We start from the raw sequence: 26,696 nt of genomic DNA on the forward strand, positions 1-26,696 counted from the left end.
ATCAGATAAAGCGGGCGCGAGCACAAGCTGAATAGGTTGGCTTCACCCCTGTGGCGCGGGAGCCATGCCGGCCCCCCGCCCCGCCCGGCGCCAGGCCATGACCCAGCCTGCGGCAAGCAGAAAACCCGCCAGCAACCAGGGTGCGCCGGGCAGATGCAGCGGTGCGCCCGTGCCGATAAACCAGGCGAACACATTGGCAAACAGCAGCGGACCGGCGATGCCGGCCAGACTGACCAGGCTGGTCAGCGCGCCCTGCACGCGGCCCTGCGCATCGGCACCCACCTCTCGGGTGATCAAGGCCTGCGCGGCCGGTGCGGCGATCGCCCAGAACGCGCTGATCGGCACGCCGATCAGGAACGCGGTACCGCTGTCGGCCAGCCCGTAGATGACGAAACCGACCACCCCGCAGCCCAGACCCAGCAGCAGCGCATGGCGTTCGCCCAGCCAGCGCACCAGCCGGCCGACCAGCAGCGCATTGACGATGATGCTGCACACGCCGACGCCGGCCAGCACCCAGCTCACCTCGCGCGGGCCCCAGTGATATTGATAACCGGCGAACAGCACGAAGATGCTGGGATAAACGTAGTGCGCCAGGTTGGCCAGAAACACCACCGAGGCCAGGCCAAACACCTGCGGATAGCGGCGCAGCAGCTTGAGCGCACCGAGCGGGTTGGCATGCGACCAGTCCAGGCGTGGCGTGCGGCGTTCGGCAGGCAAGGATTCGGGCAGCACGAACCAGCCATACAACACGTTCAACAGCGCCAGCCCGGCGGCAAACCAGAACGGCCAGCGCAGGCCGATGCTGCCCAGCCAGCCGCCGATCAACGGCCCGGCGACAAAGCCAATACCGAACGCGGCGCCAAGCATGCCGAACGCGCCGGCGCGTTTATCGGCCGGGGTGACGTCGGCGATGTAGGCGTTGGCGGTGGAAAAGCTGGCCGAGCACACCCCGGAGATCACCCGCGCCAGCAGCAGCATCGGCAGGGAATGGGCGACCGCCATCAGGATGAAGTCCAGGCCCAGGCCCAGGCAGGAAAGCAGGATCACCGGGCGGCGGCCATAGCGGTCGGACAGGGTGCCCTGCAGCGGCGAGCAGACGAACTGGATGGCGGCGAACAAAAAGCCGAACCAGCCGATCCAGCCGGCGGCGACGGCGTAGTCGCCACCGGTGAACTGGCGCACCAGATCCGGCAGCACCGGAATGATCACGCCGAACGACAGCACGTCGATCAGCACGGTGATGAAGATGAAGATCAGCGCGGCGCGGCGCCGGCCCGTGGCGGGAGCGGAATCTGCTGGGAGGGACATCGCGCTGCGCAGTGGGGCGAAGCGGCGAGTGTAGCGGTGGACTGGGTGGCGCAGTTGTGGGGATGAGCTGTCGCCTGATACGCCCAAGGTCCCCCTCACTGAAAGCCCCTCTCCTGCGGGGCGAGAAGGCATGGCTTGCACGCCACTGGCGTGCGTGCCCTGGAGCGCCCGCGCCTCATGCTTGGGCCGGGGCGCGTAGCGGGGGTTGGGGTGAGGGTACCGACGAAGCCACAGGAATTGTGAGGTGACACGAGCTTCGCCCGCACCCTCGTCCGCCCCGCCGGGGCCCCTTCTCCCGGTGGGAGAAGGGAGCCGTGCTGCTTCTTTCCTGTTTTGGAAGGCAGCGCAGGATCTGGGCGATCCTGGTGCCAACTTGCGCTTACTCGACGCTGATGGTCTGGGTCAGCGTGTGGCTGGCACCGGGGGCGAGTTCGATGACGTCCGGGCCGGCGTTGGCCGCTTCCAGGCAGACGTAATCGCGCCAGCCCTCGCCCACGTCGGCCATCTTGGCGGCTGCCTCTTGGCCCGGGTTCCAGGCCACCAGCGAGCGGCTGCCCTGGGTGGCGATGACGATGCGGCGGCCGAGCACCGGGTCGGTCAGGGTGTAGCGGCCGCCGGCGTTGGTGTAGATGCGGTCGCTGCGGCCGGGGTCGCGTGGGTCGCGCAGGCTCCAGTCGCCCTGCTGGCGGTGGGCGGTGGCGTAGTTCTCGTACTTGTCGAGGTAGTCCAGCCCGTCCAGGCCCTGCACGCTGACCTTGAGCGCGTCGCCGACGCGGAAGTAGTTGTGCAGCGCCTGGGTGAAGCGCACCGGGGCCGGGCTGGTGTTTTCGGTGATCAGGCTTTGTTCGAGGGTGCGGCCAATGCGCAGGGTCATGCGCAGGCGCAGCGCCAGGTCGTCGAAGCTGGGCGGGGTTAGCGTGAGCACCAGGGTGCCGTCGTTCTCGCGCCGGCTCTCGGTGAGCTGCCAGGGCACGGTGCGCACGAAGCCATGCGCAGGGACCTCGCCGGTCTGGTCCTGGCGGCCGAAGTACGGCCAGCACACCGGCGCGCCGCCGCGGATCGGGGTGGGCGGCTGCTTGGCGGTGGGCGACAGCCACATCACGTCCTGCCCGCCCTTGGGCACGAACGACAGCAGCTGGCCGCCGAACAGGCTGATGGCGGCGGTGGAGAACGGGGTGTCGATCAACAGCGAGGGAAAGCCGTGGAAGTCGCCTGTGCGCAGGCCGGTGAGGTCGGACATGGGGGGTGCCTTCTGGACGATGGGGGATTGGACGAATGCGGGATAGGCGGCCGGCAGCTTGAACGCCGTGGCGCGGATGGCCGCCGCGCCGGCGACCGGCGGGGCGGCGCGCAGGGCGGTGAGGATGCGCTGGCCGGGGCGGCCGTCGGCCGGCTGCAGGCCCAGGCGGGTCTGCTCGACCTGGATGGCGCGCCGGCTGGCGGTGCCGATCATGCCGTCGGCCTCGCCGATCAGGTGGCCGCGGGCCAGCAGCAATTGCTGCAGTTCGCGCCGTTCGGGCCGGCCCAGGCCGGGGTCGTCGGTGGGCCAGGCGGCGACCAAGCCGGCGCCACCACGCAGGCGGTCGGCGAGCAGGGCGATCGACAGCGCGTAGCTTTCGGCGGCGTTGTAGGCGTAGATCGCGTCGTAGTTGCGGAACACCAGGAATGCCGGGCCGGTCGCGCCGGCCGGCAGCAGCAGGGCAGCCGGGGTGTCGGCGGGCAGGCCGGCCGGCGCCAGCGCCTTGCCGTCGGTGCCGAGCAGGCCGGCGTTTTGCCAGGCCTGCAGCGGTTGGCGCCGGGTGCGGCCGGCCTTGCTGGCATCGAAGCCGGCGGGCAGGCGGACTTCCATGCCCCAGGGACGGGCGCGCTCCCAGCCGGCCTTGACCAGATAGTTGGCGGTGGAGGCCAGCGCGTCGGGAATGCTGGCGACCAGGTCGCGTCGGCCGTCGCCGTCGCCATCCACCGCGATGCGGGCATAGGTCGAGGGCATGAACTGGGTCTGCCCGAAGGCGCCGGCCCAGGAGCCGGTCAAGCCATTCGGCGACAGATCGCCTTGCTGCAGCAGGCCGAGCAAGGCGAGAAATTCGCCACGGAAGAACGGCTGGCGGCGGCCCGCGCACGACAGCGTGGCCAGCGAGACCAGCAGTGGGCGCTTGCCGGTGACGCGGCCGTAGTCGCTCTCCACGCCCCAGACCGCCACGATGGTGGCCGGATCGACCCCGGTCTGTTCGGACAGGCGGGTAAGCAAATCGCGGTGGGTGGCCAGCATGGCCTGGCCGTCGGCGACGCGTTGACTGTCGACCAGGCTGGCGAGGTAGTCCCAGATCGGAGTGGTGAATTCGGGCTGGGCATCGAGCAGCGGCAACACGCTGGGGTCGGGCGACAGGCCGGCGGTGAAGCGCTGGAAGTCGGCGGCCGCCACGCCCTTGGCGGCGGCCTGGGTCTGCAGGCCGGCCAGGCAGCGGTCGAAGGCCGGATCGGCGCAGGCGATCAGCGGCACCAGCGCCAACAGCGCAGGCAGGACGCGCCGGGTCGGCATCACGGCGCGATCGCCGGCGTGTGGACGGAGGTCATGCGGTGGAGCGCTCCTGCGGCAGGTCGAGCCGCCGAGGATAGCCAACCTGGCTGGTTGCAGGCGTGCAGGCCGTGATGTTGCGACGGCATCGTGCGCTGCGCTGGTCGGCAGCGACACGCAGGGGTGACTGTGCGGTGCGCACGCTTTTCAGAGGGGTGAGTGCGGCGCAGAGGCCATGTAGCGCCAGTCAGAGGGTGATGTTGCGCGCCGATGGAGTGGCATTGGTCCGGCCCGCCTGGCGAAGACGCCGCGGCAACCCAGCGGCGTCGATCGCCGCGCCTAGCTGCCGTCGCCGGTGATGCCGGTCAGCAGCGACAGCGCCGGGCTGGAGGGGCTGGTGTCGGACATACGTCGGGCGCGCGCCCTGCGCGGGGCGTCGTGGCGGGGGCCGAACCAGATCAGTGCCGTGGCCAGGCACGCCGGCAGCACGATCGCGAACACCACGATGGCCACAAGCACCCACTGCCAGAGATTGAAGGTTGCCATCATCGTGTCCGCCCCGCGGCGAGCTCCGCCGAGGCGGCAAGCTTCCGGGATCGGCTGCGAACGTGGCGTCGAGAAAGCACGGCCGTGCCTGCCGTTCGTCGGAACGAACGGGGTGCTGTCTATCGCGTTAGATCACGCGGGTGATGGAGACAACCCGCGTGATTGCAGCAGCAACGCGGCGCATTGATCGCCCCGCACGCTCGCCGCACCAGCCAGGCTCCGGCAACGCGTTGCCACGGGGTCCGTCTGACGCCCGGCGGCTTCAGGCAAACCGCTCCAGCAGGAAATCGACGAAGCTGCGTACCGTGACCGAGCGCCAGCGGGTTTGGGGGTAGAGCACGCTTACTGGACGGTGCAGTTCCCGGTCCTGAAACAGCCGCACCAGCCGGCCCGCTTCCACGTCGGCACGCAGCAGGAACGCCGGCTGCAGCACGATGCCCAGGCCCTGCAAGGCCGCCAGGTGCAGAGCCGGGCCGCTAGTGAGATGCAACTGCGCGTGCGACAGCGGGCCGATTCGCTCGCCGGTGTAGTCCTGCCACTGGCCGAGCGCCTTGGCATCCATCCCCAGGCATTGGTGCCCGGCCAGCTCGGCAAGCCGTTGCGGGGTACCGTTGCGGTGCAGATAGGCCGGCGTCGCGCAGCACCACAGGCGATAAGGCTGCAGCGCGCGCGCCACCAGCGAGGACTCGCCCAGCGCCCCGATGCGGACGGCTACATCGATGCCCTCGTCGACCAGATCCTGCACCCGATCGCTGAGCTGCAGATCCAGGCTCACCTGGGGATGGCGCTGCAGATACTCGCCAAGCACCGGCGTGAGCCCATAGGTTCCGAACGACACCGGTGCGGCGACCCGCAGCGGCCCGGCCGGTTCCAGGCGCTGACCGTCGGCCTGCACCTGTGTATCGGCGACCAGCTCAAGAATCTCCCGGCAACGCCCGTAGTAGGCCTCGCCAAACGCGGTCAATCGCTGCCGTCGCGTGGTCCGCACCAGCAACTGCAGACCGAGACGTTGCTCCAGGGCGCGCAGGTGGTTGCCCGCCATGGTCGGGGAAATGCCATGCGCTTGCGCCGCCGCAGCGAGGCTGCCGCCGTCCACCACGCGGACGAACACCTGCATGCTGTCCAGCAGATCCATTCAACACTCCTGGTTGCCAATCAATGCAGGATAACGGCGTTTATCGCGGCTCGATAACGGATCAGGCTGGGGCCCTCACTCAGACGGACGTTGTCGATGGATCTGCAATTGCGTGAACACACGGCGCTGGTGACCGGCGCCAGCACCGGAATCGGCGCCGGCATCGCCCGCGTGCTGGCGGCCGAGGGGGTGCAGCTGGCGATCACCGCGCGCCGCGCCGACAGGCTGGAACAGCTGGCCAGCGACATCGCGGCACAGGGTCACCCGCGCCCGCTGGTGATCCCCGGCGACATCACCAGCGCGACCGAGATCACGCGCATCGCCCGGGATGCCAGCCAGGCGCTGGGCCGGATCGAGATCCTGGTCAATACCGCCGGTGGCGCACGCCCTTTTGCGCTGGAGGCCAGCGATGCGGACTGGGACGAAGCCTTCGCGCTCAACTTCGGCAGTGCCCGGCGCATGACCCAGGCCCTGCTGCCCGGCATGCGCCACCGGCGCTGGGGCAGGATCATCAACTTCAGCGGCAGCATGGAGCCCCGCGAGGTCAACGGCGCCGGCGCGGCGAAGGCAGCGCTGCAGTTCTGGGCCAAGGGAATGGCCTCGCAGCTGGCGGCCGAGGGCATCACGGTCAATACCATCGCACCGGGACGCATCAACTCCGAACAGGTGCTGGACAAGCTCCATCCCACGCCGGAAGCGCGCCAGGCCTTCATCGCGCGCCATGTGCCGATCGGCTACTTCGGCGAACCCGACGACATCGCTCATCTGGTCGCCTATCTAGCCTCGCCACTTGCACGCTATCTGACCGGTGAGGTGATTGCCGTGGACGGAGGCCTGCACGCCTTCGCCCACTAGTACGACCGACTACCGACGTTACCGAGGACCGGTGGAGGCCAGGCAGGCCGATATCGGCCGCAGCGTCCAGGGCCGCGCCGGCACGCAGGTGCCGAAGAGCGTTAAGACCCTGCCGCGTCCTGGTGGTGTCCCGACAGCGACAGTGCCGGGCCGTGCTCAGCGCGCGTCGAGGTAATACCAGTGGCCGTCTTCGCGCACGAAGCGGCTGTGTTCGGTCATGCGCACCGCGCTGCCGCCGCCGATGCGGTAGCGGGCCAGGAACGCCACCTCGGCGGTGTCGGTACCGGTCTCGATGGCGCGTTGCACGGTCAGGCCGAGCCAGGTTGTGCGGCCGCCCTCGTCCAGCGACAGCTCGGATGGGCGCGTGGAGGGATGCCAGCTGGCGAGCAGGTACGCCACATCGCGGCGGACGTAGGCGCTGTAGCGCGCACGCATCAGGGTTTCGGCATCGGGCGCAGCGGCGCCGGCATGGTAGTGCCCGCAGCACTGCGCGTAGGTAGCGGCGCGGCCGCAGGGACAGGGATCGGTGGGTATGGAAGTCGGCATCTGGCGATTGTGCGGGAATTGGGAAGCGGCGAAGTGGGAGGCGGGGTTTCTGCGCGTTTATGCTGTCGCCCCGTCGTGCGGAGCGCCGCCTTGCTGGAACTGATCCCCACCGAATTGCCGTGGCTGCTGTGCATCGCTTTTGTCGCCGGGCTGGTGGATGCGGCAGTCGGCGGCGGTGGCCTGATCCAGTTGCCGGGATTGTTTGCGACCCTGCCGCAGCAGGTGCCGTCGCTGATTCTGGGCACCAACAAGTTCAGCGCGATGTTCGGCACCGGTGCCTCGGCATGGCGCTATGCGCGCACCGTGCGCTTTCCGTGGCGGCCGGTGCTGTATGCGACGGTGGCGGCGTTTACGTTTTCGTTTCTGGGCGCGACCGCGGTCAGCCTGATGCCCAAGCAGGCGGTGCGGCCGCTGATCCTGGTGCTGCTGATCGCGATGCTGGTCTACACGCTGATCAAGAAGGACTTCGGTGCGCTGCATCGGCCACGCCAGATCGGTCGGCGCGAATTGATCACTGCCTTGGCGATGGGCGCGGCGATCGGGTTCTACGACGGGTTCTTCGGGCCCGGTACCGGCAGTTTCCTGATCTTCCTGTTCATCCGCTTCTTCGGGCTGGACTTTCTGCGCGCCTCGGCCGCAGCCAAGGTGGTGAACCTGGCCACCAACCTGGCGGCGCTGTCGTTCTTCCTGCCCAGCGGCCAGGTGATGCTGGGGATCGGCATCCCGATGGCGGTGGCGAACGTGGCCGGTGCGGTCGCCGGCACGCGGATGGCGCTACGCGGCGGTACGCCGCTGATCCGCACGTTGTTCCTGGTGCTGGTCATCGTGCTGATCGGCAAGATGGGCTGGGATCTGCTGCACGGCGTTTAGAAATCCATACTCAGCGTCGCCGACAAGGTGCGCGGTGCGCCGGGATAATTGGTGGTCTGCGTCACCGGTTGCTCGATGTAGAAACGGTTGGCGACATTGCGCAGCATCAGCGCCAGTTGGTAACGGCCACCGAAGCGGTACGCCGCCGAGGCATCGAAGCGCGTGTAGCCGGCAATGCGATAGCTGTTGGCTAGATCTCCTTCGCGCTGGCCCACATGCACCGCGCCGGCGCCCAGGGTCAGGCCGTACAGCGGCCCGCTGGCGACGTGATAGGTGCTCCACAGACTGGCGCTGACCCGCGGTACGCCGCGCAGGCGGTTGCCGGCCGGGATGACGGTATCGCGGGTGACCTGCGCATCCAGATAGCCGGCGCCCAGAATCAGCCGCCAGTTCCGGGTGAGCTCGCCGGTGATGTCCAGCTCCAGCCCGCGCACGCGTTGCTGGCCGGTGACCAGCACGAAGCCGCTGTTGTCCGGATCGCTGGTGGCGACGTTGTCCTTGGTGATCTGGAACGCGGCGGCGGTGGCGAGCACGCGGTTGTCGAACAGCGCGCCCTTCAGGCCGAGCTCGTACTGGCGGCCGGTCTCCGGTGGTGCGCTGCCGCCGGAAAACAGCGTGGCGCTGCGCGGCCGGAACGACGTGGAGGTATTGGCGTACAGCGACAGCTGCGGCGCCGCCTTCCACACTACGCCGATGCGCGGCGATGCACGCCGGCCGTCTTCGCGGGTGTGCGCGCCGTTGTCGATGGTGGTCTGCTGCACGTCGTCCCAGCGCACGCCGGCCAGCACGTCCCAACGCTCGCCGATGCTGATCTGGTCCTGCACATACAGCGCGGCATAGCGCGCATCGACATCGATTGCGCGGGCCGGCACATAGCTGCCCGGCAAGGCGCCCTGCACCGGGTTGCGCACGCTGATGCGGGCCAGCGGCGCGCGCGCTTCGTCGGTGTGGCGATGCGCATCGACGTACTCGGCGCCGGCCAGCAGTTGATGGCGCAGCGGGCCGGTGGCGAAATGCGCCAGCGCTTCGGACTGCGAGGTCGTTGCGCGCACCTGCTGGTCCTGGCGCACGGCGCGGCGCTGCAGGAAGGCGCGGTCGGCGCTGAAGCCGGTGAAGTCGGCCACGTCGCGGCCGCTGTCGCCGTCCTGGTGGTTGAGGATCTGGCGCAGCGTCAGCCAGTCGTTGGCGTCATATTCGATGCGCCCGCGTGCGGTGCGCGAAGTGCCGTGATTGCGTGACCACGGCTCGCCGAAGCTGCGCTCCGCCGGTCCACGCACCACCCCGTCGATGGCGACCAGCCCGCGATCGCCCGGGCTGGTCTGGCGGGTGTATTCCAGATCCAGATCGGCACGCAGCTGCGCATTGGGGCGCCAGGCCAGCGAGGGCGACACGAACACGCGATCGCCATCGGCCTGCGCGGCGCGAAAGCTAGCGGTTTCCTGCGCGGCGGCGCTGAGCCGTGCCGACAGCGTCGGGCTCAGCGGGCCGGTGACGGTCGATTGCACGCGGCGCAGGCCATGTTCGGCCACCTGCACCGATGCGTTGCCGCCGAACACCGCATCCGGGCGCAGCGTGACCAGATTGATCACCCCGCCGGGTTCGCCGCGTCCGTACAGCACCGCGGCCGGGCCCTTGAGCACTTCCACCTGGGCGACATTGGCCAGATCGCGCACGGTCTCGGTGAAGTTCTGCGCCGGGTTGAGCAGGATGCCGTCGACCGCATACGAGGACGCCTCGAAGCCGCGGATGACAAAGGTTTCCGAGCGATTGCCCTGGGTGCCGCCGGGCTGCACGTTGGAGACATTGGCCACCACATCCACCAGCCGGGTGAGCTGCTGTTCGTCGATCACCGAGCGCGGCACCACCTGGATCGCCTGCGGAATGCGCTCCACCGGCGTCTGCGTGCGGGTGGCGCCGGCGGCCTTTTCCGGCCGGTACAGGGCGCGCTTTTCGCTGACCACGATGGCGTCGAGCAGGCTGGCCTCCTGGGCGGCGGCCGGCATGGTGGCAAACAGGGACACGAACAACAGGTGGCGAGGCGCAGGCAGTGGGGTCATCGGGATCTTCAGCGGGACGATGCGCGCTAGCGGGCACATCTGGGCCGATAATGATAACGATTCTTATCTACGCGCGCCCACTTGCTGCGCCGCTGACCTGCGACGCCTGCGACCGCAGCGCGGTGACGCAGGCATCCAGATGGCGCACTCAGCGTTTTCCGCGCGGCTTGCCTGCAGATCCGCGCGTGGACACAGCACGTGCCTTGGCCACGGGTTTGGCTGGCGCAGGCCTGGCCGCGCTACGCGCGGCAGTTGTCCTGGTTGCCTTGGTTGCGCCACCCAGCGAAGTGGTGGCGCGCCTGGTCGCTACCGTCGACTTGGCAGCGGGCTTTTTCGGCGCTGCCGCTGTTGTCGCGGCTTTGTTTGGCCTGGCAGTCGGTTTGGCGGACGCGGTCGCGCGCCTGGGTGCCGTCCCGGTGTTCGCTGGCGTCCTGGCCGGTTTGGTCGGCGTTGCCGGCTTGCGCGCTGTGCCCGCTGCAGGCGATGCACGCCTGGCTGATGCAGGCTTGGCTGGTGCAGGTTTGGCGGACACGGCCTTGCCCACTGCAGCCATCGCCGCTGCCGACTTGCCTGATCCCGCACGTGCGCTTGCAGCGGCTGTTTTTGATGGCTTCGGCGCGGCTTGAACGGCCGGCGTCGATGCCGGCGCGACCTTGCTGGCGCGCCTGCCCGCCTTAGCCGCCACGTCGTCCTGTGCAGGGACGTCCTGAAGTGCCGCGCCATCAGCGGCAGAGACGGCACCGGTGCTGTCCGCACGCGTTTGGCCCTGCGTCGAACGCGCCGCATCCTCGCGCTGCGCAGCACTCACCGCCTGTTCCGTCACCGCTGCAGCGGCCTCGTCCCCACGCGAGCGCTCGGGCAACTGGAGTCGCTGCGCCTGCTCGTCGTATTCGATCAGCAGCACGCCGGAGTTGTGCCGGCCGCTGATTTCCACAAAACAGGCACCGCCGATGAACGGCTCCAGCGTCATCACCGATTTCAGCGGCGTGGCCACCACCATCTGGAAACCGAAGTTCTCGAAGATGTTCATCGCCAGCGCGGTGAATTCGTTGTCGGCCTTGTCGAAGGCTTCGTCCAGCACCACCGCGCAGTAGCGCGGCAGTTCGCCGTCTTCGCCACCGAGCTGGTAGCGCAATGCGGCGGCCAGGCAGGTGGTTGCCAGCTTCTGGCGCTGACCGCCGGATTTGCCGGCGCCGCTGCGGTAGATCTCCACCTGCGCGCGGGTCTGCGCATCCAGCTCGACACCGATGAATTCCACATGCTGGCGCACGTCCAGCACCTGCTCGCGCCAGCGGCGTGCGTCCGGTTCCTGCGCGCCCAGGCGTGCCACCAACGCGCGCAGGGTGGAAAACTGCGCTTCGGCCAGTGCGCGGTCTTCGGTCTGTTGATGCGACAACACCGCGCGCAGCTGTTGCTGGAATTCCTGCACCTCGCCCAGGCGACGGTCGCTGACCTCGATGGTCAGCAGCGTGCCGCGATTGAACGGCACCTGCTCCAGACTGGCGTTGACCTCGTCCATGCGCTGCTTGATACCCTTGTGGGCCTCGGCGGTGTGGCGCTGCAGGGCCAGCAGATTGTTCTTGCTCTGGGTCTGCAGCAGATCGAAGAAGCGGTGCTCGTGGCGCGGCAGGCCATCGCTTTCCAGGCGATCCAGGCGCGCGAGAAAATCGTCGGCACTGGCCAGGCTCACGGTGAAATCGCCGCTGTCTTCCGGCCATTGCTGGCAGTACTTGCGGAAGCAATCGAGCAGCTGCGCGCTGAGCCGGCTGTCGCGGCCCTGGCTCTCGGCCAGTTGCTCGGCCAGGCCACGCTCGACCACGCGGAAATGCGCCTCCAGATTGTCCAACGACAGCGGCGCCAACGCCGCCAGGCGTTCGCGCAGGCCCTGCAGCTGGGTGGGCGTGAGCGCAGCGGTGCCGGCACGGCTGGCACAGGCAGCGTGCTGCTGTTCCAGCCGGACCCGCTCGCGTGCCAGCTGCGCGCGCTCCAGCCGCACGTCCTCGTAGGTGCGCTTGGCCTGGTCGCGCAAGGTGCGTGCGGTCTCGATCGCCTGGCCGAGCGCGCGCAGGCCGCTGTTGCCTTCGCGCAGCTGCTGCAGCTGTTCGTCGATATCGCTCAGGCGCTGCAGCTTGGGGCCGACATCGATCTCGTCCCAGTCGCGCTCGACCAGCGTGTGCGCGGCCAGCTGCCGTTCCTGGTCCTGCTCGCGTTGCTTGCGCAGCGCGGCCACGTCGGCATCGCAGCTGGCGATGCGTTGGGCAAGCGTCTGCGCTTCGCGCTCGAACACCTTGAGCTTGTCGCGGTTGTCGTGGCCCAGCAACCAGCGCTTGCGGTCGTTGACCGCATGGCGGTCGTCCTTTTCGTAACGGTCGCCGGGATGCTTGACCTGCCCTTCGCGGGTGATGGCGCGGTCGGCATTGCGCAGCGCGGCGGCGTTATCGACGCATTCGTAGTCGAAGCGACGCATCAACTCGTTGCGCAGCCACTCGGTGAAGGCATGCTCGCGCAGCTGCAGCTTGCCCGGCAATGCACGCGCATCCGGCGTGCGCGCATGCAGCGCATCGTTGCGGCGTACCCGGAAATACACCAGCCGCGTGCCGAGCTGGGTGCGGTTGACCCACTCGCTGACCTGCGCGTAATGGCGGTCGTCCACCAGCAGCGACTGCGCAAAACCGCTCAGCACGCGCTCGATCGCACCGCGCCAGGCTGACTGATCCTCGCGCACCTGCACCAGTTCGCCAACGAACGGCAACGCCGCTTCGGCAATGCCGGTGTCCTCGCACAGGCGCGCGCGCAAGGCCTGCATCGGTGCCGGCATGCTGGACGGCGCGCGCTTCAACGCATCCAGTTCGGCGCGGATCTCGGCAAAGCGCCGCTCATCGTCGCGGCGCGCACCCATGCGCTCGGCGATCGCCTCATCCAGCGCGCTGGCGTCGTGCTTGCCGTTCTCGAGCACGGTCTGCGCGTACGCGATCTGCTCGGCAAAGCCGCTGGCGCCTGCGGCCAGGGAGGTGCCGAGCTGGCGGCAGGCCTGTTCGATCTGCACGCGCCGCCGCAGGCGCTCGTCGCGTTCGCGCTCGACCCGGGCGCGCTCGCGTTCGAGTTCCTCGATCTGCTCGCCACCGGCGGCGCGTTGTTCGCGTTCCAGCCCGGCGAGCTTCTGTTCGTGATTGTCCAGCGACTCACGCCGCTGGCCTTCTTCGCCGGCCAGCCCGCGGTCCTGGCTGTCGAGTTCGTGCAGGCGCGTCTCCAGCAAGGCCAGACGCTGCTGTTCGCGATAGCTGTCCACGCCCAGCTGCAGCTCGCGCAACTCGCCGACGCTGTGGCGCAGGGCCATCAGTGCCGCATGGTGCTCGCGTGCCGGGGTGAGCGTTTCCACCTGCCGGCGTGCGGTGACCACCGCATGGTGTGCGCCGTCGAGTTCGGCGAAATCTTCCACCAGCCGGTCGGCCGCCTCGAACGTGCGCGGCTCGTCCAGCATGAAGCCGCGCAGGAACACATTGAGATCGCCCAGGTTCTTGGCCGACTGGGTCTTGTGCAGCAACCGCAACGCCATCTCGTTGCCGATGCCCAACGCATGCCGAAAGCGCTCTGCGTAGCCGGCGAAACCGTCGAAATGCGCGACCTCCTCGCCAAGACGCGCCTTGAGCCTGCGCAGATCCAGATCGAAGCCATCCAGCTCGCTGGCCACATCGAAGCTGCGCGGCGCGACCATGTAATGGCGGCGCACATCGGCCGCGGCATTGCCGCTGCCGGCGATCCAGAACAGGCGAATCAGGCTGACCGTCTCGCCGTGCGCGTTGCGGTATTCCAGCACCAGCGCCGACCAGGTGGCGCCCTTGCGCAGGTATTGGGTGGCGATCTCGCCCGAGGCGCTGTCCTGCTGATCGGCCCAGGCACCGCGCACATACGACACCAGGCTGCGATCGCGCCCGCTGCGCTCGGCCTCGCGTGCGGCGGCGTTGAAGTCGACGATGCTGGGCGGGGTCAGCAATGCCGACATCGCATCCAGCAGGGTCGACTTGCCCGACCCGGAGCGCCCGACGAACAGGAAGCCCTTCTCGGCGATCGGCACCTCGGTCAAGCCGTTGAATGTGCCCCAGTTGTGCACCTGCAACCGCCGCATGCGGAACTGCTGCGCGCGCTGCTCGGCAAGCGAATCAGTGAACAGGGACGCGCCCGGCTGCGCCGGCGACAGGTTGGACTGGGAATTCATGGCTTACTCACCAAAACGGGATGACGGGTAACGCTGAAGACGACTTACATCAGGACTGTTTGTAGCGGGGTGTTGCGTGCTGCTGGGCTGGTGGCGGGGCTGTGGTCTGGGAGTGATTCGGTACGGCCCCTTCGCGGCCGGGGCCGCTCCTACGACTGCGGTGGTCTGCGTTGACGTGGGGCGGCGGCGGCCGATAAGGAAGCTGGATGCCCTGCTACAGCCCGTGGAAAAGTGATCGCGTTTGATCGGGCGTGAGAGCCGACATCCGTCGCACAACGCACGACTACACAAACTCCACGCATCCCGGGCGTCATACATCGGGCATCGCGATCGGCCATCCCCTCATCCGCGCTTCGGGCACCTTCTCCCGAGGGGAGAAGCTGCTTAGTCGAGCGCAACGTCCCCCTCGCGCAAGCCGCGATACGCCACCACCAGGGCCTGCACGTCTTCGGCCGAGAACAGCAACTTCAGCACCGGCGAGACCTCGTAGCGCTCCTCGCTGCCGCGCAGCCGCGACAGCAACTGGTTCTCGCGCATCTTGCCGATCGCCGTCAGCACACGTCGCGCGAATCCGGCGCGGTCGGTGGACACGTTCTTCTCGTAGACCGACAAGGCCTCCACCAACTGCGCCTCGTCCACCACCGCCCGCTCGCCGCGCGTATCGGCTTCGGCCAGTTGCTGGCGCAGGAACAGCAGCAGCACCGACTCGATAAAGGTCAGCGGCGCACTGCGCAGCAGGGTCGGCGATTCCAGCTCGGCGGTGTCGGCCTGCCGGGTAAAGGCCACCCCGCCCTCGCGGTCCAGCACCAGCTCCAGGAACAGCTCGCACAACACCTGGCGGATCGCCGCCTCGTTGCGTAGCAGCGCAGGCCACAACGCGCCGTGGCGTTGCGCATCGATGCTGGGGCCGGCCAACAGCTGGCACAGCGCGCGCCGCGCGTCGAACGGCAGCGTGCCGGTGTCGCCCAGGAACAGTTCGCCGCGCGGCTGTGCAGGCGATGTCTCCGTCAGCGGCGTGCGGCTGGCATCGGCCGACGCGCCGCTGTCCTCGTCCGCGTCCAGGCGGGTGTCCTCAGTCCAGTTCATTGCGTTTCTCCCGGGTGAACCACACCAGCGGAATGCGTGCGCGCCGCAGGGCGCCGTCGCCGCCTTCCCATTGCACCGTTTCCATCTGTCCGTCGATCACCACGCCGTGGCGCGTGCCCAGCGACAGGTAGCCGATCACGCTGCCCAGGCCCTGCGCGGCCGGACGCTGCTGCAGCGCATCGCCGATGGTCAGGCGCGGGCGTTGGCCGAGCAGCTCGTGCAGGTCGCGGCGCAGGCTGCGCACGTCGATTTCCGATTGCGCGACCAGATCGCCCACGCTGTCGAGCGAGATGTCTGCCGCATCGGCGGCCTGCACGCGGCCATCGACCTGGGTCAGGCGCGGGTCGTGCAGGCGCCATTGCGACAGCGAACGCAGGCGGGCCGCGCTCAACGCCTGGGTATAGCCGGTGGCGGTGGTGGCGTGCAGGCTGTCGCGTAGCTGCAAGGCTTCGCCCTGCGCCTGCTTGAGCAATTGATTGAGCCGGCGCTGCTCCAGATAGCCGCGGCTCTGCACGAAACCGCGCAGGCTGCGGGCGAAGTGCTGCATCACCGTGTGCACCTCGCCGCCGCGCTCCAGCAGCGTGCCGGTCAACCCGCGCAGGAAGGCGCGTTCGCGCCGGTCCAGCTTGCGCGCGAAGCCGCGTGCCAGCAGCGCATCCAGCGCCTGATCGAGCTGGCTGCTTTGCTGGGTGTCGTTGAGCAGGCTCCAGAACGCCTCGAAGGTGCGCCCGGCCTCGCTGTCGGCGATCACGTCCACGCCGTTGAACAGCTGCTCCAGCACATCGCCGCGCGCGCCTTCGTCGTCGATGATGCGCTCGCGGAACTGGCGGTTGAGCTGTTCGAAATCGTCGCGCACGCGATGGAAATCTTCGGCCAGCTCGTCGGAGAGATGGATCAGGTCGCGGGCGCGCTCCAGCGCACGCTTGCCATCAAGCGCGGCCACGCGGCCGGAGGCCACCCGTTCGATCTCGGCATCGATGCGCGCGCGTTCTTCGCGCAGGGCGGCCAGGCGCAGCTCCGGGTCGGCTTCGGTCTGGCCCGCCAGCTGCACCAGCTGCTGGATCACCAGCGACAGGCGGCTTTCGGTGGCGCTGCTGCTGCTCTCGCGCAGGCCGACGATGAAGCGGATGGCCTGGGTGGCCGCGCGCGACAACTCGTATTCTTCTTCGGCCGCACCTTCGGGCAGGCGGCGTTCCAACCAGCCCTGTGCCAGCCAATGCGCCAGATAAGCCTGCGCGGTACGCGGCAACTCGCGCGAGAGTTCGTCGGCGCGCAGCGCGTCGAGCTGGCGCTGCAGGCGCTCGTGCAGCACGGCCGAGGGCAGGCGGCGTTCGCCGTCCAGCAACACCGTCTGCAGCAGGCCGATCAGCTCCGGCGCGTGGTCGGCGGCCAGCAGTTTCCACACCGGCTGCTCGCGCAATTGGCGATAGCCGGCGATACGTGCCTGGTGCTTCATGGCGACGGCAACGGCTGCCTCAACGCTTGCCGCCCACTTCGATGAACTGCAGGAACTCGGCGCGGGTGCGCGCGTCCTCGCGGAAGCTGCCCAGCATCTTGGAGGTCACCATGCTGACGCCGCGCTTGTGGATGCCGCGGGTGGTCATGCACTCGTGCGAGCCTTCCACCACCACGCCGACACCGCGCGGCTGCAGCACATCCTGGATGCACTGGGCGATCTGCGCGGTCATCTTTTCCTGCACCTGGAAGCGCCGCGCATAGCTTTCCACCACGCGCGCCAGCTTGCTAATGCCGACCACCTTGCCGCGCGGCAGGTAGCCCACGTGCACCTTGCCGATGATCGGCGCCATGTGGTGCTCGCAGTGGCTTTCGTAGGAGATGTCGCGCAGCACGATCAGCTCGTCGTAGCCGGCCACTTCCTCGAAGGTGCGTTCCAGGTATTCGCGCGGTTCATCGCGGTACCCGCTGAACCAGTCGCCATAGGCTTCGGCGACCCGGCGCGGGGTATCCAGCAGGCCTTCGCGGGCCGGGTCTTCGCCGGCCCAGCGCAGCAGGGTGCGCACGGCATCTTCGGCCTGGGCCTGGGTGACGGGGGAATCGGGCTGGTCGGACTGGCTCATGCGCAGGGTGCACCCAAAGGGGGCGAGCATGGTACCCGAGGACGGGCCAGCGGCCCCAGTGGCGGTTGCGCCGGCTTGCCCGGGTTCAGTGACTATTGATTCATTGTTGAATTGATAGCATCCTATCTATTATGACGAACAGCGTTCTCTCTCCCCGCGCCCAGCTCAGCTCCGGCCTGCTGGTCGCCGCCCGCCAGTGGCAGCGGCTGGCCGACCAGGCATTTGCCGAATTCGGGCTGTCCAGCGCCTGCACCGGGCCGTTGTTGATGATCGGCCGCTCCGGCGGCGGCATCCGCCAGGTGGCGCTGGCCCAGCAACTGGGCATGGAAGGCCCCTCCCTGGTGCGGCTGCTGGACAAGTTGTGCGCGCAGGCGCTGGTGCGCCGCGAGGCCGACAGCAGCGACCGCCGCGCCAACCAGCTGTGGCTCACCGACGCAGGCCAGGCGCTGGTCGGGCGCATCGAGATCCGCCTGGATGCGCTGCGCGCAGAAGTGTTCGGCGCGCTCAGCGAGGCGCAGGTGCAGGTGGTGCTGACCTTGTGGGAGCAGATCGCGCAGGCGCACGCGCGGCTGAGTCAGTCCGACTGAGCCCGCTGTCGGGCGTCGCGCTGCGACGCCGGTTGTGACGTTCCGAATGGCCCGGTGCGCATTGCGCACGGCGCCGGACGTGGTTGTTCCCCATTGCCCAGGATGTGCCCGATGTACGGCGAGTTCAGTCTCTACGGTGTGTTCGTTCCCACCTTGCTGGCGTTGATGACGCTGGCCTACCTGCTCAACAGCGCCATCGGCGCGCTGCTGACCCGGGCCGGTGCGTACCGGCATATCTGGCACCCGGCGCTGTTCAACTTGGCGCTGTACATCGCGCTGCTGGGCGGCCTGTTTTCCCTTGCCCGTTGGATGCAATCGTGAAAAAGCTGATCAAGAACGCGGGGCCGGCGCTGTTGACCCTGGCAATGGTGGTGGTGGCAGCCGTGGTGCTGCAGCACCTGTGGCGTTATTACATGGAAGCGCCGTGGACGCGCGATGCGCACGTGGGCGCCGATGTGGTGCAGGTGGCGCCGGATGTGTCCGGGCTGGTGGAGGAAGTGGCGGTGGCCGACAACCAGGCGGTGCGGCGCGGGCAGTTGCTGTTCGTGGTGGACCGCGCACGCTATGCGATCGCGCTGGAACAGGCGCGCGCCGCGCTGGCCGAGCGCCAGGCCACCTTGAGCCAGTTGCGCCGCGAGATCGCGCGCGACCGCAGCCTGCAGGACCTGGTGGCCGCCGAAGATGCCGAGGTACGCCGCTCCAATGTGCAGAAGGCGCAGGCGGCGGTGGCCACCGCGCAATCGGCGGTGGACCTGGCCCAGCTCAACCTGGACCGCACGCAGGTGCGCAGCCCGGCCGACGGCCATGTCAGCGACCGCACCGTGCGCGTGGGCGATTACGTCAGCGCCGGGCGCCCGGTGGTGGCGGTGCTGGATACCGGCTCGTTCCGCGTCGATGGCTATTTCGAAGAGACCCGCCTGCAGGGCGTGCATGCCGGCCAGCGCGTGGACGTGCACCTGATGGGCGAGCCGGCCACCTTGCACGGGCATGTGCAGAGCATCGCCGCCGGTATCGAGGACCGTTACCGCAGCGGCAGCGCCGGCGCCTTGCCCAACGTCACGCCGGCGTTCGACTGGGTGCGGCTGGCGCAGCGCATCCCGGTGCGCATCGTGCTGGATCGGGTGCCGGCGCATGTGCAGCTGATCGCCGGGCGCACCGCCACCGTGACCATCCTGCCGGACGCCGCGCGCGACGCCACCACCGCGCCTGCCCGCGTGCCGGCCAAGGCCGCGCCATGAACCGCACCGTATTGCGTCCCCTGGGACTGGCCACACTGCTGGCCGCATTGAGCGCCTGCACCACGGTCGGCCCGAACTACGCGGTGCCGGCGGAGTCGGCCTACCAGCGCCCGGCCGCCAATGCCGCGTTTGGCGATACCGGCAACGACCAGGTGCAGGCCGGCGCGCCGCTGCCGGCACGCTGGTGGGCGCTGTACCAGGACCCGATGCTGGATGGGCTGATCGAACAGGCCTTGCGCGACAACGTCGAGCTGAAGGTGGCCGGTGCCAACCTGCGCCGCGCCGCCGCGGTGTACGAACAGGCGCTGGACGCGGGCGGTTTCGATTACGAGGTAGAGGCCGGCGTCAGCCGCGCGCAGGTCTCGGCCGAGGCCTTCCTGCAGCAGGAAAAGCTGCCGGTGTTCAACCTGGCCGACGGCAAGTTCGGGGTGTCGTATCAGTTCGATCTGTTCGGCAAGCTGCAACGCGGTGCCGAGGCCGCGCAGGCCGACACGCAGGTCGCCCAGGCCGCGATCGACCTGGCGCGCGTCAACGTGGCCGCGCAGGTGGCCGGCAGTTACGTGGAGATCTGCCACGCCAACCACGAGCTGCACGTGGCCGAGCATTCGCTGCAGTTGCAGCAGCGCAGCCGCGACATCACCCAGCGCCTGATCGCTGCCGGCCGCGGCACCCCGCCCGATCTGGCCCGCGCCACCGCGCAGGTGGCAATGCTGGAAGCGGCGCTGCCGCCGCTGCGCGCGCGCCGCCAGGCCGCCGGTTACCAACTGGCCGCGCTGCTCGGCAAGACCCCCGGCGAGGTGCCGGCCGGCGTGGATAGCTGTGCGCACGCGCCGGCCCTGCAGCGCCCGATTCCGATCGGCGACGGCCGCGCGCTGCTGGCGCGTCGCCCGGATGTGCGCCAGGCCGAACGCCGGCTGGCGGCAGCCACCGCGCGCATCGGCGTGGCCACCGCCGAGCTGTATCCGGATATCCGTCTGGGCGGCTCGATCGGTGCCACCGGCCTGCTGGCCGACTTCGGCGAGCCGGCCACGCATGCCTGGTCGTTCGGCCCGCTGATCTCGTGGACGCTGCCATCCGGCGGTGCGCGTGCGCGCGTGCGCGCCACCGAAGCCGGCGCGGACGCGGCGCTGGCGCAGTTCGACAACACCGTGCTGCAGGCGCTGCGCGAGGTGCAGACCGCCTTGTCGCGTTACGCGCAGGATCTGGACCGCCTGCATCTGCTGGAACAGGCGCAGCAACAGGCCGACCTGGCGTCGGCGCAGAACCGGCGCTTGTACCAGGGCGGGCGCACGCCGTATCTGTCCAGCCTGGATGCCGAGCGCACGCTGGCCACCGCCGACATGACGCTGGCCAATGCGCAGGCGCAGGTCTCGCAGGATCAACTGCAGCTGTTCCTGGCGCTGGGCGGCGGCTGGGAAGCGGCCGCCGGCCGCACCGACCCGACTGCCGCGCGATGAGTGCGCTGCTGCGCGATCGCCAGGCCTGGCTGTTTTCGGCCAAGACCTTCGCCGCCTCGATCGCGGCGTTGTACGTGGGGCTGGCCGGCAACCTGTCGCGGCCGTACTGGGCGATGGCCACGGTCTACATCGTCTCCCAGCCGCTGCTCGGCCCTACCCGCGCCAAGGGCGTGTACCGCGTGCTCGGCACCTTGCTGGCCGGCGCGGCCACCCTGGTGATGCTGCCGAACCTGGTGGAAACGCCGCTGCTGCTCAGTGCGGCGATGGCGTTGTGGCTGTCGGCCTGCCTGTTCCTGGCGCTGCTCAATCGCGGCCCGCGCGGTTATGCGTTCTTGCTGGCCGGCTACACCACCGCCTTCATCGGCTTCCCGGCAGTGACCGCGCCGGAGGGCATCTTCGACACCGTGGTGGCACGCAGCGAGGAGATCATCCTGGGCACGGTGATGGCGGTGCTGTTCGCCGCGCTGGTCTTCCCCGCCTCGGTCAAGCCGATGCTCACCGCGCGTATCGGCAACTGGATGCAGGACGCCGCGCAATGGTGCCGGCAGGTGCTGCAGCGCGGCCCGTCGCAGGCACCGCGCAATCGGCTGGCCGCCGATCTGGTGCAGTTCGAGGCCTTGATCGCCTTCGTGCGCCACGACGACCCACGTCATGCCGGTGCGGTACCCACGCTGGAACAACTGCGCGCACGCATGCTGATGTTGCTGCCGGTGCTGTCGTCGATGGCCGATCGGCTGGATGCCTTGCAGCGCGATGGGTCTGCGTTGCCGCTCGCCACCGCCGCGCTGCTGGAGGACGTCGCAGCCTGGGTGGACCAGAGCGAGGACGCACGCAGCGATGCGGACGTCGGCGCCTTGCGCGCACGCATCGCCGCACTGCGCCCGGTGGTGGATCAGGACATCGAGCATCTGCTGCTGGCCAGCCTGCTGCTGCGGCTGGAAGAGCTGCTCGACCTGTGGCAGGACTGCCGCGCGCTGCAGCAGGCAGTGGTGCACGGCACGGCGACGCCGGTGCTGCGCGCGATGCCGGCTGCGGCGAGACAAGCTGCAACGGCGGAATCATCCGAACGGGCTGACACTGAACACAGCGAACCTGCTGTGCGTTCGCGCACGCAATCCTCGTTGCTGCAGCGGCTGACCTGGTCACCGCGCGACACAACCGACGCGCCGGCAGCTGCCAGCACCACCCGCCATATTGATTTCGGCATGGCCGCGTTTTCCGCCCTCAGCGCGGGCTTTGCGTTGATGGCGTACTGCGTGCTGTGGATCGGCATCGGCTGGGAAGGCGGCGGCAACGGCGCGATGATGGCGGCGGTGACTGCCGCATTCTTCGCCGCGCAGGACGACCCGGCGCCGAGCATGCTGTCGTTCCTGACCTGGGCGGTGGTGGCCAGCGTGGTCGCCGGCATCTATCTGTTCGGCATCTTCCCGGCCATCCACGATTTCCCGATGCTGGTGTTGGTGCTGGCGGCGGTGTTCCTGCCGATCGGCGCGTTGCTGCATCGCCCCAAGACCATGCTGATCGCGCTGCCGCTGGTGGTGAACCTCACCGCGCTGCTGAGCCTGCAGAACACCTACAACGCCAATATCCAGAGCTTCGTCAACGCGGCGGTGGCGATGGTGCTGGGGATTGGATTTGCCGTGGTGCTGACGCGCTTGTTCCGCTCGGTGGGCGCCGAATGGAGCGCACGCCGGCTGGTGCGCCAGGGCTGGCGCACGCTGGCCGATGCCGCCGAGGGCCACGGCGCGCAGGACCGGCAGCACTTTGCTGCCCGCATGCTGGACCTGCTCGGCCTGCTCGCACCCCGGCTGGCATTGACGCCGGAAGGCAGCGAGCTGGCCTCGGTGGATATGCTCAACGAAGTGCGCGTGGGCTTGAACATCCTGCAACTGCGCAGCGCGCGGCATGGTTTGCCGCAGCCGAGCGTTGAGGCGGTGAACGCGATCCTGGCCGATGTTGCCGCGCACTACCGGCAACAGATCGCGCACAAGCGCCCGCTGCCTGCGCCGCATGCGCTGCGTGCGCGGCTGGATGCCTCGCTGGCGCGCGTCGGCAAGGTGCCGGCGGGGACGCATCGCGATGAGGCGCTGCTGGGGTTGATCGGCTTGCGTTACAGCGTGTTTGCGCAGACGGCGCTGCATACCCAGGCAAACGCCGATACTGAGTCGCCCTTAGCCCATCTCCCTGCGGGGCGATAAGGCGCTGCCTGCGCGCCACTGGCGCGCGTGCTCTGGAGCGCCCGCGCTGCTGGAGCGGGCCGGGGCGCGGTGCGGGTTGGGGTGAGGGTGCGTGTACCAATCCACGACCGCAGGATCGATGCTTCACCTTGCGGCGCGTGGCGACGCGCTCACCACAGTCGGCGTGCCAGTCACCGGAGGCGCCCCTTCGGGGCCCTTCTCCCGACGGGAGAAGGGCAGAGCATCAGCGCTTGCGCTGATGCATCGCCGCTTCGTCGTCCAGCCAGTTGCTGCCCTTGTTGGTCAGGAAGAACATGTAGACCACCAACGACACCGCGATCACCGCCGTGGCGTAGATCACGAACTCGCTGACGTGGCCGGTCTTCAACGAGGCCTGGTACAGCAGCGGCGCGGTGCCGCCAAAGGCGGAGTTCGCCAGCGCATAGCCCAGGCCCACGCCCAGCGCGCGCACATGGGTGGGGAACAGTTCCGCCTTCACCACCGCATTGATCGAGGTGTAGCCGGTCAGGATCACAAAGCCCACGGTGAGGATCGCGAACGCGGTCAGCCAGTCGGTCTGCTTGGGCAGCTCCATCACCAGGAACCAGGTGTAGAGCACCCCGCCGATGCCGAAGAACACCAGCAGGCTCTTGCGCCCGACGATGTCCGACAACCAGCCGCCAACCGGCTGCATCAGCATCAGCAGCGTCAGCGCGACCAGGTTGATGATGGTGCCGGCCATCACGTCGCCACCGGCGAACGCGGTCTGGATCATCTTCGGCCCGGTCACCGAATAGGTGTAGAACGCGATCGTGCCGCCGGCGGTGATCAGGAAGCACAGCAGCAGCGGGCGCCACTGGTTGACGAACAGCTCGCGCATCGAGCCCGACGCCTTGGCCTTGCCGGTGCGCGAATCGGCGATGGATTCGGAGCTCAGCGACTCGTCCATGGTCTGCCGCAGCCAGAACACCACCAATGCACCGACGCCGCCCAGGCCGAACGCCACGCGCCAGCCCCACTCGGACACCTGCGGCGCATCGAAGAAATGCAGCATCACCAGCAAGGTGGTCTGCGCCAGCACGTGCCCGCCCACCAGCGTGACGTAATGGAACGAGGACAGGAACCCGCGCCGGCCGGGAATCGCCGCCTCGGACATGTAGGTGGCGCTGGTGCCGTACTCGCCGCCGGTGGCAAAGCCCTGCAGCAGGCGCGCCAGCAACAGGATGATCGGCGCGGCGATGCCGATCGTGGCTACCGTCGGCGTCACCGCGATGACGAACGAGCACAGCGCCATCATCGACACCGAGATGGTCAACGCCAGCCGGCGGCCGTAGCGGTCGGCGAAGCGGCCGAAGTACCACGCACCGATCGGGCGCATCAAAAAGGTCATCGCAAAGATCGCCCACACGAACATGGTGGCGTTCTTGTCTTCCTTGGAGAAGAACTGCGATTCGAAGTAGGTGGCAAACACCGAGTAGACGTAGACGTCGTACCACTCGACCAGATTGCCGGCCGATCCCTTGAGCGTGTTGGACACCGAACGGCGAAGGCTACCGGGGGCTGCGCCAGAACCGGCGGCGATCGGAGACGTTGGGGGTGCGCTCATGCAGTCAGAACCTTGTGGGTGGGACACCCCGGAAGTATAGGTGCGTGCTTGTGTGACGCATGTAAGCATTTCGGCGCATATACAGGCCCGGCAACGGCCGGCAGCGGCGCACGCTTCAGTCCGCTTCCGACGGTCGTCGGTGTGTCGCTTGCGGCCGTGGGCAACAGCTCAACTGCTGGTTTCTGCCAGTGACGCCCGGCACTCGCTACGGCAGCACCTGCCTGAGCGTCTCGATGAATGCACGCAGCCCGGGGGGAATCTGTCGATGCCCCGGGTCCTACAGCACCAGTCCCGGCACCGCCGGGCACCACGGCTCGCGCACGCGCGTTGGCCACCTGGATGCGTCAAAATTGCCGGCATCACTGGCCGCAAGGACGCTTCGGGCGCCGCCGCATGAGCAAGCACCATAACGACATCAGCAAGTTCCTCAGTTTCGTGCTGCGCCACGAACCGCAGGCAATCGGACTCACGCTCGACTCGGAGGGCTGGGCCGAGCTGGACGCGTTGATTGCCGGCGCCCTGGCCCACGGCACCGCGCTCGATCTGGAGCTGATCCAGGCGGTGGTCGCCGGCAGCGACAAGAAACGCTTTGCGCTGTCTGCCGATGGGCAGCGGATCCGCGCGGTGCAGGGGCATTCCACGCCAACCGTGGCCCTGCAGCTCGAAGCCAGGGTGCCGCCCGAGGTGCTGTATCACGGCACCGCCACGCGCTTTCTCGAAGCGATCATGGCCGAGGGCTTGCGCCCCGGCCAGCGTCACCATGTGCATCTGTCCGACAACACGCAGACCGCCGCATCGGTGGGGCAGCGCTACGGCGAGCCGGTGGTGTTGCAGGTCGACGCCGGGCGCATGCATCGCGACGGCCTGCCGTTCTTCCAGGCCGACAACGGCGTCTGGCTCACCGCGCAGGTTCCGGCAGCATTCCTGACCCGCCCGCGCTGAGCTGAGGCACGCCGCAGGCCTGCCACCGGTATCGGCGCGCGGTGCCGGCTAGCACCTGGGCCGGCATGGACACGCGCAGACGCCGGACGCATCCCCCTTCACGGCCCCCATGCCGCCCGCCTTGCCAGAATGCCGGCCGCTTGGGGCTGTCGATGGCAGGGGAACCGGAGTTGGATGCATGACATGGATCATCGCGGCCACGGTCGTCACCACGCTGGTGGTGGGGCTGCTGCTGCTCAACTTCGCCACGCCCGAGAAAAAGCTCGAGCACATCCCCAGCCATTGCTACGACGTCGCCGACCCGCAGTTCAAACGCGAGATGTCGGTGTTGCTGGGTCCGGCGATCCTGCCCGGCAACAAGATCCAGGTGCTGCACAACGGCAGCGAGATCTTTCCGGCGATGCTGGCCGCCATCCGCAGCGCGCAGCGCACCATCACCTTCGAAACCTATATCTACTGGTCGGGCGAGATCGGCCGCGAGTTCAGCCAGGCGCTGTCCGAGCGCGCGCGTGCCGGGGTCAAGGTGCGCGTCACCATCGACTGGGGCGGCAGCCTGAAGATGGATGCCTCGCTGGTGCAGGACATGACCGACGCCGGGGTGGAGGTGCATCGCTACCGCCCGCTGACCTGGTACAACCTGCACCGCGTCAATAACCGCACCCATCGCAAGCTGCTGGTGATCGATGGCCGCATCGGCTTCACCGGCGGCGTTGGCGTGGCCGACCAGTGGATGGGCGATGCGCAGGACCCGGAGCACTGGCGCGACTCGCATTACCGCATCGAAGGCCCGGTGGTGGCGCAGGTGCAGGCCGCCTTCAACGACAACTGGATCAAGACAACCGGCCGCGTGCTCAACGGCGCCGAGTACTACCCCGAGCTGGCACCGGCCGGCGACAGCGACGCGCAGCTGTTCGTGGCCTCGCCCGCCGGCGGCAGCGAGAGCATGCACCTGATGTATCTGATCGCCATTGCCGCGGCGCGCAGCTCCATCGACCTGGCCGCCGCCTACTTCGTGCCGGATGCGCTGATCACCCGCTCGCTGCTGGAAGCGCGTGCGCGCGGCGTGCGCATCCGCGTGCTGCTGCCGGGCAAGCATATCGATGCGGTCTCGGTGCGGCTGGCCTCCAAGGCCAGCTGGGAGCCGCTGCTGCAGGCCGGCATCGCCATCCACGAATTCCTGCCCACCATGCTGCACACCAAGCTGCTGATCATCGACGGCCTGCTGGTCTCGGTGGGCTCGACCAACTTCGACATCCGCTCGTTCCGCCTCAACGACGAGGCCAGCCTGAACGTCTACGACCGTGACCTGGCCGCGCAGATGACCGAGGTGTTCGAGCGCGACCTGCAACGGGCCGAGCTGTACACGCTGGAGCGCTGGCGCACGCGGCCGCTGCGGCAGAAGCTGGGCGAGAAGCTGGTGGTCCCGTTCCGCTCGCAGGTGTAGGCAACGGCCTTCCCCCACTCGGCAGTGAGCGCA

General features: G+C 68.6%; 19 protein-coding genes and 2 pseudogenes. 9 read left to right on the forward strand and 12 right to left on the reverse strand.

What is annotated here, in order from left to right; genetic code table 11:
* Nucleotides 1–42 precede the first annotated feature (42 nt).
* From KHN93_RS21030 to KHN93_RS21045, 4 genes are all read right to left on the reverse strand, one after another.
* Nucleotides 43–1,308 (reverse strand): TCR/Tet family MFS transporter, encoded by a 1,266-nt coding sequence (locus KHN93_RS21030; RefSeq protein WP_104591272.1) that lies wholly within the window; start codon nt 1,306–1,308, stop codon nt 43–45.
* A 379-nt stretch (nt 1,309–1,687) separates the two neighbouring features.
* Complete coding sequence (locus KHN93_RS21035) at nt 1,688–3,847, reverse strand: lytic murein transglycosylase (protein ID WP_425600162.1); 2,160 nt, start codon at nt 3,845–3,847, stop codon at nt 1,688–1,690.
* A gap of 315 nt (nt 3,848–4,162) precedes the next feature.
* On the reverse strand, nt 4,163–4,369 hold the full coding sequence (locus tag KHN93_RS21040) for a hypothetical protein (protein WP_039518438.1): 207 nt from the start codon (nt 4,367–4,369) through the stop codon (nt 4,163–4,165).
* A gap of 262 nt (nt 4,370–4,631) precedes the next feature.
* Nucleotides 4,632–5,504 carry a LysR family transcriptional regulator gene (locus tag KHN93_RS21045; RefSeq protein ID WP_211921335.1) on the reverse strand — a complete coding sequence of 291 codons (873 nt, stop codon included), beginning with the start codon at nt 5,502–5,504 and terminating at the stop codon, nt 4,632–4,634.
* A gap of 96 nt (nt 5,505–5,600) precedes the next feature.
* Between KHN93_RS21045 and KHN93_RS21050 the strand changes: the two genes are divergently transcribed.
* Nucleotides 5,601–6,359: an SDR family NAD(P)-dependent oxidoreductase gene (locus KHN93_RS21050; protein WP_065046747.1), complete on the forward strand. Its 759-nt coding sequence runs from the start codon at nt 5,601–5,603 to the stop codon at nt 6,357–6,359.
* 156 nt (nt 6,360–6,515) lie between these two features.
* Here KHN93_RS21050 and KHN93_RS21055 read toward each other — a convergent pair whose 3' ends face one another.
* On the reverse strand, nt 6,516–6,905 hold the full coding sequence (locus KHN93_RS21055; RefSeq protein ID WP_211921338.1) for a YchJ family protein: 390 nt from the start codon (nt 6,903–6,905) through the stop codon (nt 6,516–6,518).
* Nucleotides 6,906–6,995: 90 nt separating this feature from the next.
* Here KHN93_RS21055 and KHN93_RS21060 point away from each other — a divergent pair, with 90 nt between their 5' ends.
* On the forward strand, nt 6,996–7,775 hold the full coding sequence (locus KHN93_RS21060) for a sulfite exporter TauE/SafE family protein (RefSeq protein ID WP_211921340.1): 780 nt from the start codon (nt 6,996–6,998) through the stop codon (nt 7,773–7,775).
* Here the strand turns inward: KHN93_RS21060 and KHN93_RS21065 are convergent.
* From KHN93_RS21065 to folE, 5 genes and pseudogenes are all read right to left on the reverse strand, one after another.
* Nucleotides 7,772–9,832, reverse strand: coding sequence for a TonB-dependent siderophore receptor (locus KHN93_RS21065; protein ID WP_211921342.1), 2,061 nt, complete (start codon nt 9,830–9,832; stop codon nt 7,772–7,774). The two genes, KHN93_RS21060 and KHN93_RS21065, sit on opposite strands and share 4 nt — an antisense overlap.
* 696 nt (nt 9,833–10,528) lie before the next feature.
* Nucleotides 10,529–14,048: pseudogene (locus KHN93_RS21070) on the reverse strand (ATP-binding protein); the annotation flags it as partial.
* A 384-nt stretch (nt 14,049–14,432) separates the two neighbouring features.
* On the reverse strand, nt 14,433–15,134 hold the full coding sequence (locus tag KHN93_RS21075) for a DUF4194 domain-containing protein (protein WP_211921344.1): 702 nt from the start codon (nt 15,132–15,134) through the stop codon (nt 14,433–14,435).
* Nucleotides 15,121–16,590, reverse strand: coding sequence for a DUF3375 domain-containing protein (locus KHN93_RS21080; protein WP_016902174.1), 1,470 nt, complete (start codon nt 16,588–16,590; stop codon nt 15,121–15,123). The genes KHN93_RS21075 and KHN93_RS21080 overlap by 14 nt, the downstream gene beginning before the upstream one ends.
* A 19-nt stretch (nt 16,591–16,609) precedes the next feature.
* Nucleotides 16,610–17,212 carry a GTP cyclohydrolase I FolE gene (gene folE, locus KHN93_RS21085; RefSeq protein WP_211921346.1) on the reverse strand — a complete coding sequence of 201 codons (603 nt, stop codon included), beginning with the start codon at nt 17,210–17,212 and terminating at the stop codon, nt 16,610–16,612.
* Between the two features lie 131 nt (nt 17,213–17,343).
* Between folE and KHN93_RS21090 the strand changes: the two genes are divergently transcribed.
* The 5 genes from KHN93_RS21090 to KHN93_RS21110 all read left to right on the forward strand — a co-directional run bounded on the left by KHN93_RS21090 (nt 17,344) and on the right by KHN93_RS21110 (nt 22,692).
* Nucleotides 17,344–17,799, forward strand: a complete 456-nt coding sequence (locus KHN93_RS21090) for a MarR family winged helix-turn-helix transcriptional regulator (protein WP_047129764.1) — start codon at nt 17,344–17,346, stop codon at nt 17,797–17,799.
* A 102-nt stretch (nt 17,800–17,901) separates the two neighbouring features.
* Nucleotides 17,902–18,120, forward strand: coding sequence for a DUF1656 domain-containing protein (locus tag KHN93_RS21095; RefSeq protein ID WP_211921348.1), 219 nt, complete (start codon nt 17,902–17,904; stop codon nt 18,118–18,120).
* Nucleotides 18,117–19,037 (forward strand): efflux RND transporter periplasmic adaptor subunit, encoded by a 921-nt coding sequence (locus KHN93_RS21100; RefSeq protein WP_164741626.1) that lies wholly within the window; start codon nt 18,117–18,119, stop codon nt 19,035–19,037. The genes KHN93_RS21095 and KHN93_RS21100 overlap by 4 nt, the downstream gene beginning before the upstream one ends.
* A complete protein-coding gene (locus KHN93_RS21105; RefSeq protein WP_047129766.1) occupies nt 19,034–20,494 on the forward strand; it encodes an efflux transporter outer membrane subunit in 1,461 nt (486 codons plus the stop codon). Before KHN93_RS21100 ends, KHN93_RS21105 begins: the two co-directional genes overlap by 4 nt.
* Nucleotides 20,491–22,692 carry an FUSC family protein gene (locus tag KHN93_RS21110; RefSeq protein WP_211921350.1) on the forward strand — a complete coding sequence of 734 codons (2,202 nt, stop codon included), beginning with the start codon at nt 20,491–20,493 and terminating at the stop codon, nt 22,690–22,692. The genes KHN93_RS21105 and KHN93_RS21110 overlap by 4 nt, the downstream gene beginning before the upstream one ends.
* Before the next feature lie 223 nt (nt 22,693–22,915).
* On the opposite strand, the gene KHN93_RS21115 is transcribed toward KHN93_RS21110, so the two are convergent.
* The gene (locus tag KHN93_RS21115) at nt 22,916–24,277 is read right to left on the reverse strand and encodes an MFS transporter (protein WP_039518256.1); all 1,362 of its coding nucleotides are present in this window, start codon (nt 24,275–24,277) and stop codon (nt 22,916–22,918) included.
* Between the two features lie 205 nt (nt 24,278–24,482).
* Nucleotides 24,483–24,599 (reverse strand): annotated as a pseudogene (locus tag KHN93_RS21120) (LysR family transcriptional regulator); the annotation flags it as partial.
* A 71-nt stretch (nt 24,600–24,670) separates the two neighbouring features.
* Here KHN93_RS21120 and KHN93_RS21125 point away from each other — a divergent pair.
* Nucleotides 24,671–25,219: an RNA 2'-phosphotransferase gene (locus KHN93_RS21125; RefSeq protein WP_211921352.1), complete on the forward strand. Its 549-nt coding sequence runs from the start codon at nt 24,671–24,673 to the stop codon at nt 25,217–25,219.
* A gap of 178 nt (nt 25,220–25,397) precedes the next feature.
* Nucleotides 25,398–26,663 (forward strand): phospholipase D-like domain-containing protein, encoded by a 1,266-nt coding sequence (locus tag KHN93_RS21130; protein WP_211921354.1) that lies wholly within the window; start codon nt 25,398–25,400, stop codon nt 26,661–26,663.
* Nucleotides 26,664–26,696: the final 33 nt, after the last annotated feature.

The organism is Xanthomonas arboricola pv. juglandis (genome assembly GCF_905367715.1).
GTDB classification, from domain to species: Bacteria; Pseudomonadota; Gammaproteobacteria; order Xanthomonadales; family Xanthomonadaceae; genus Xanthomonas; species Xanthomonas arboricola.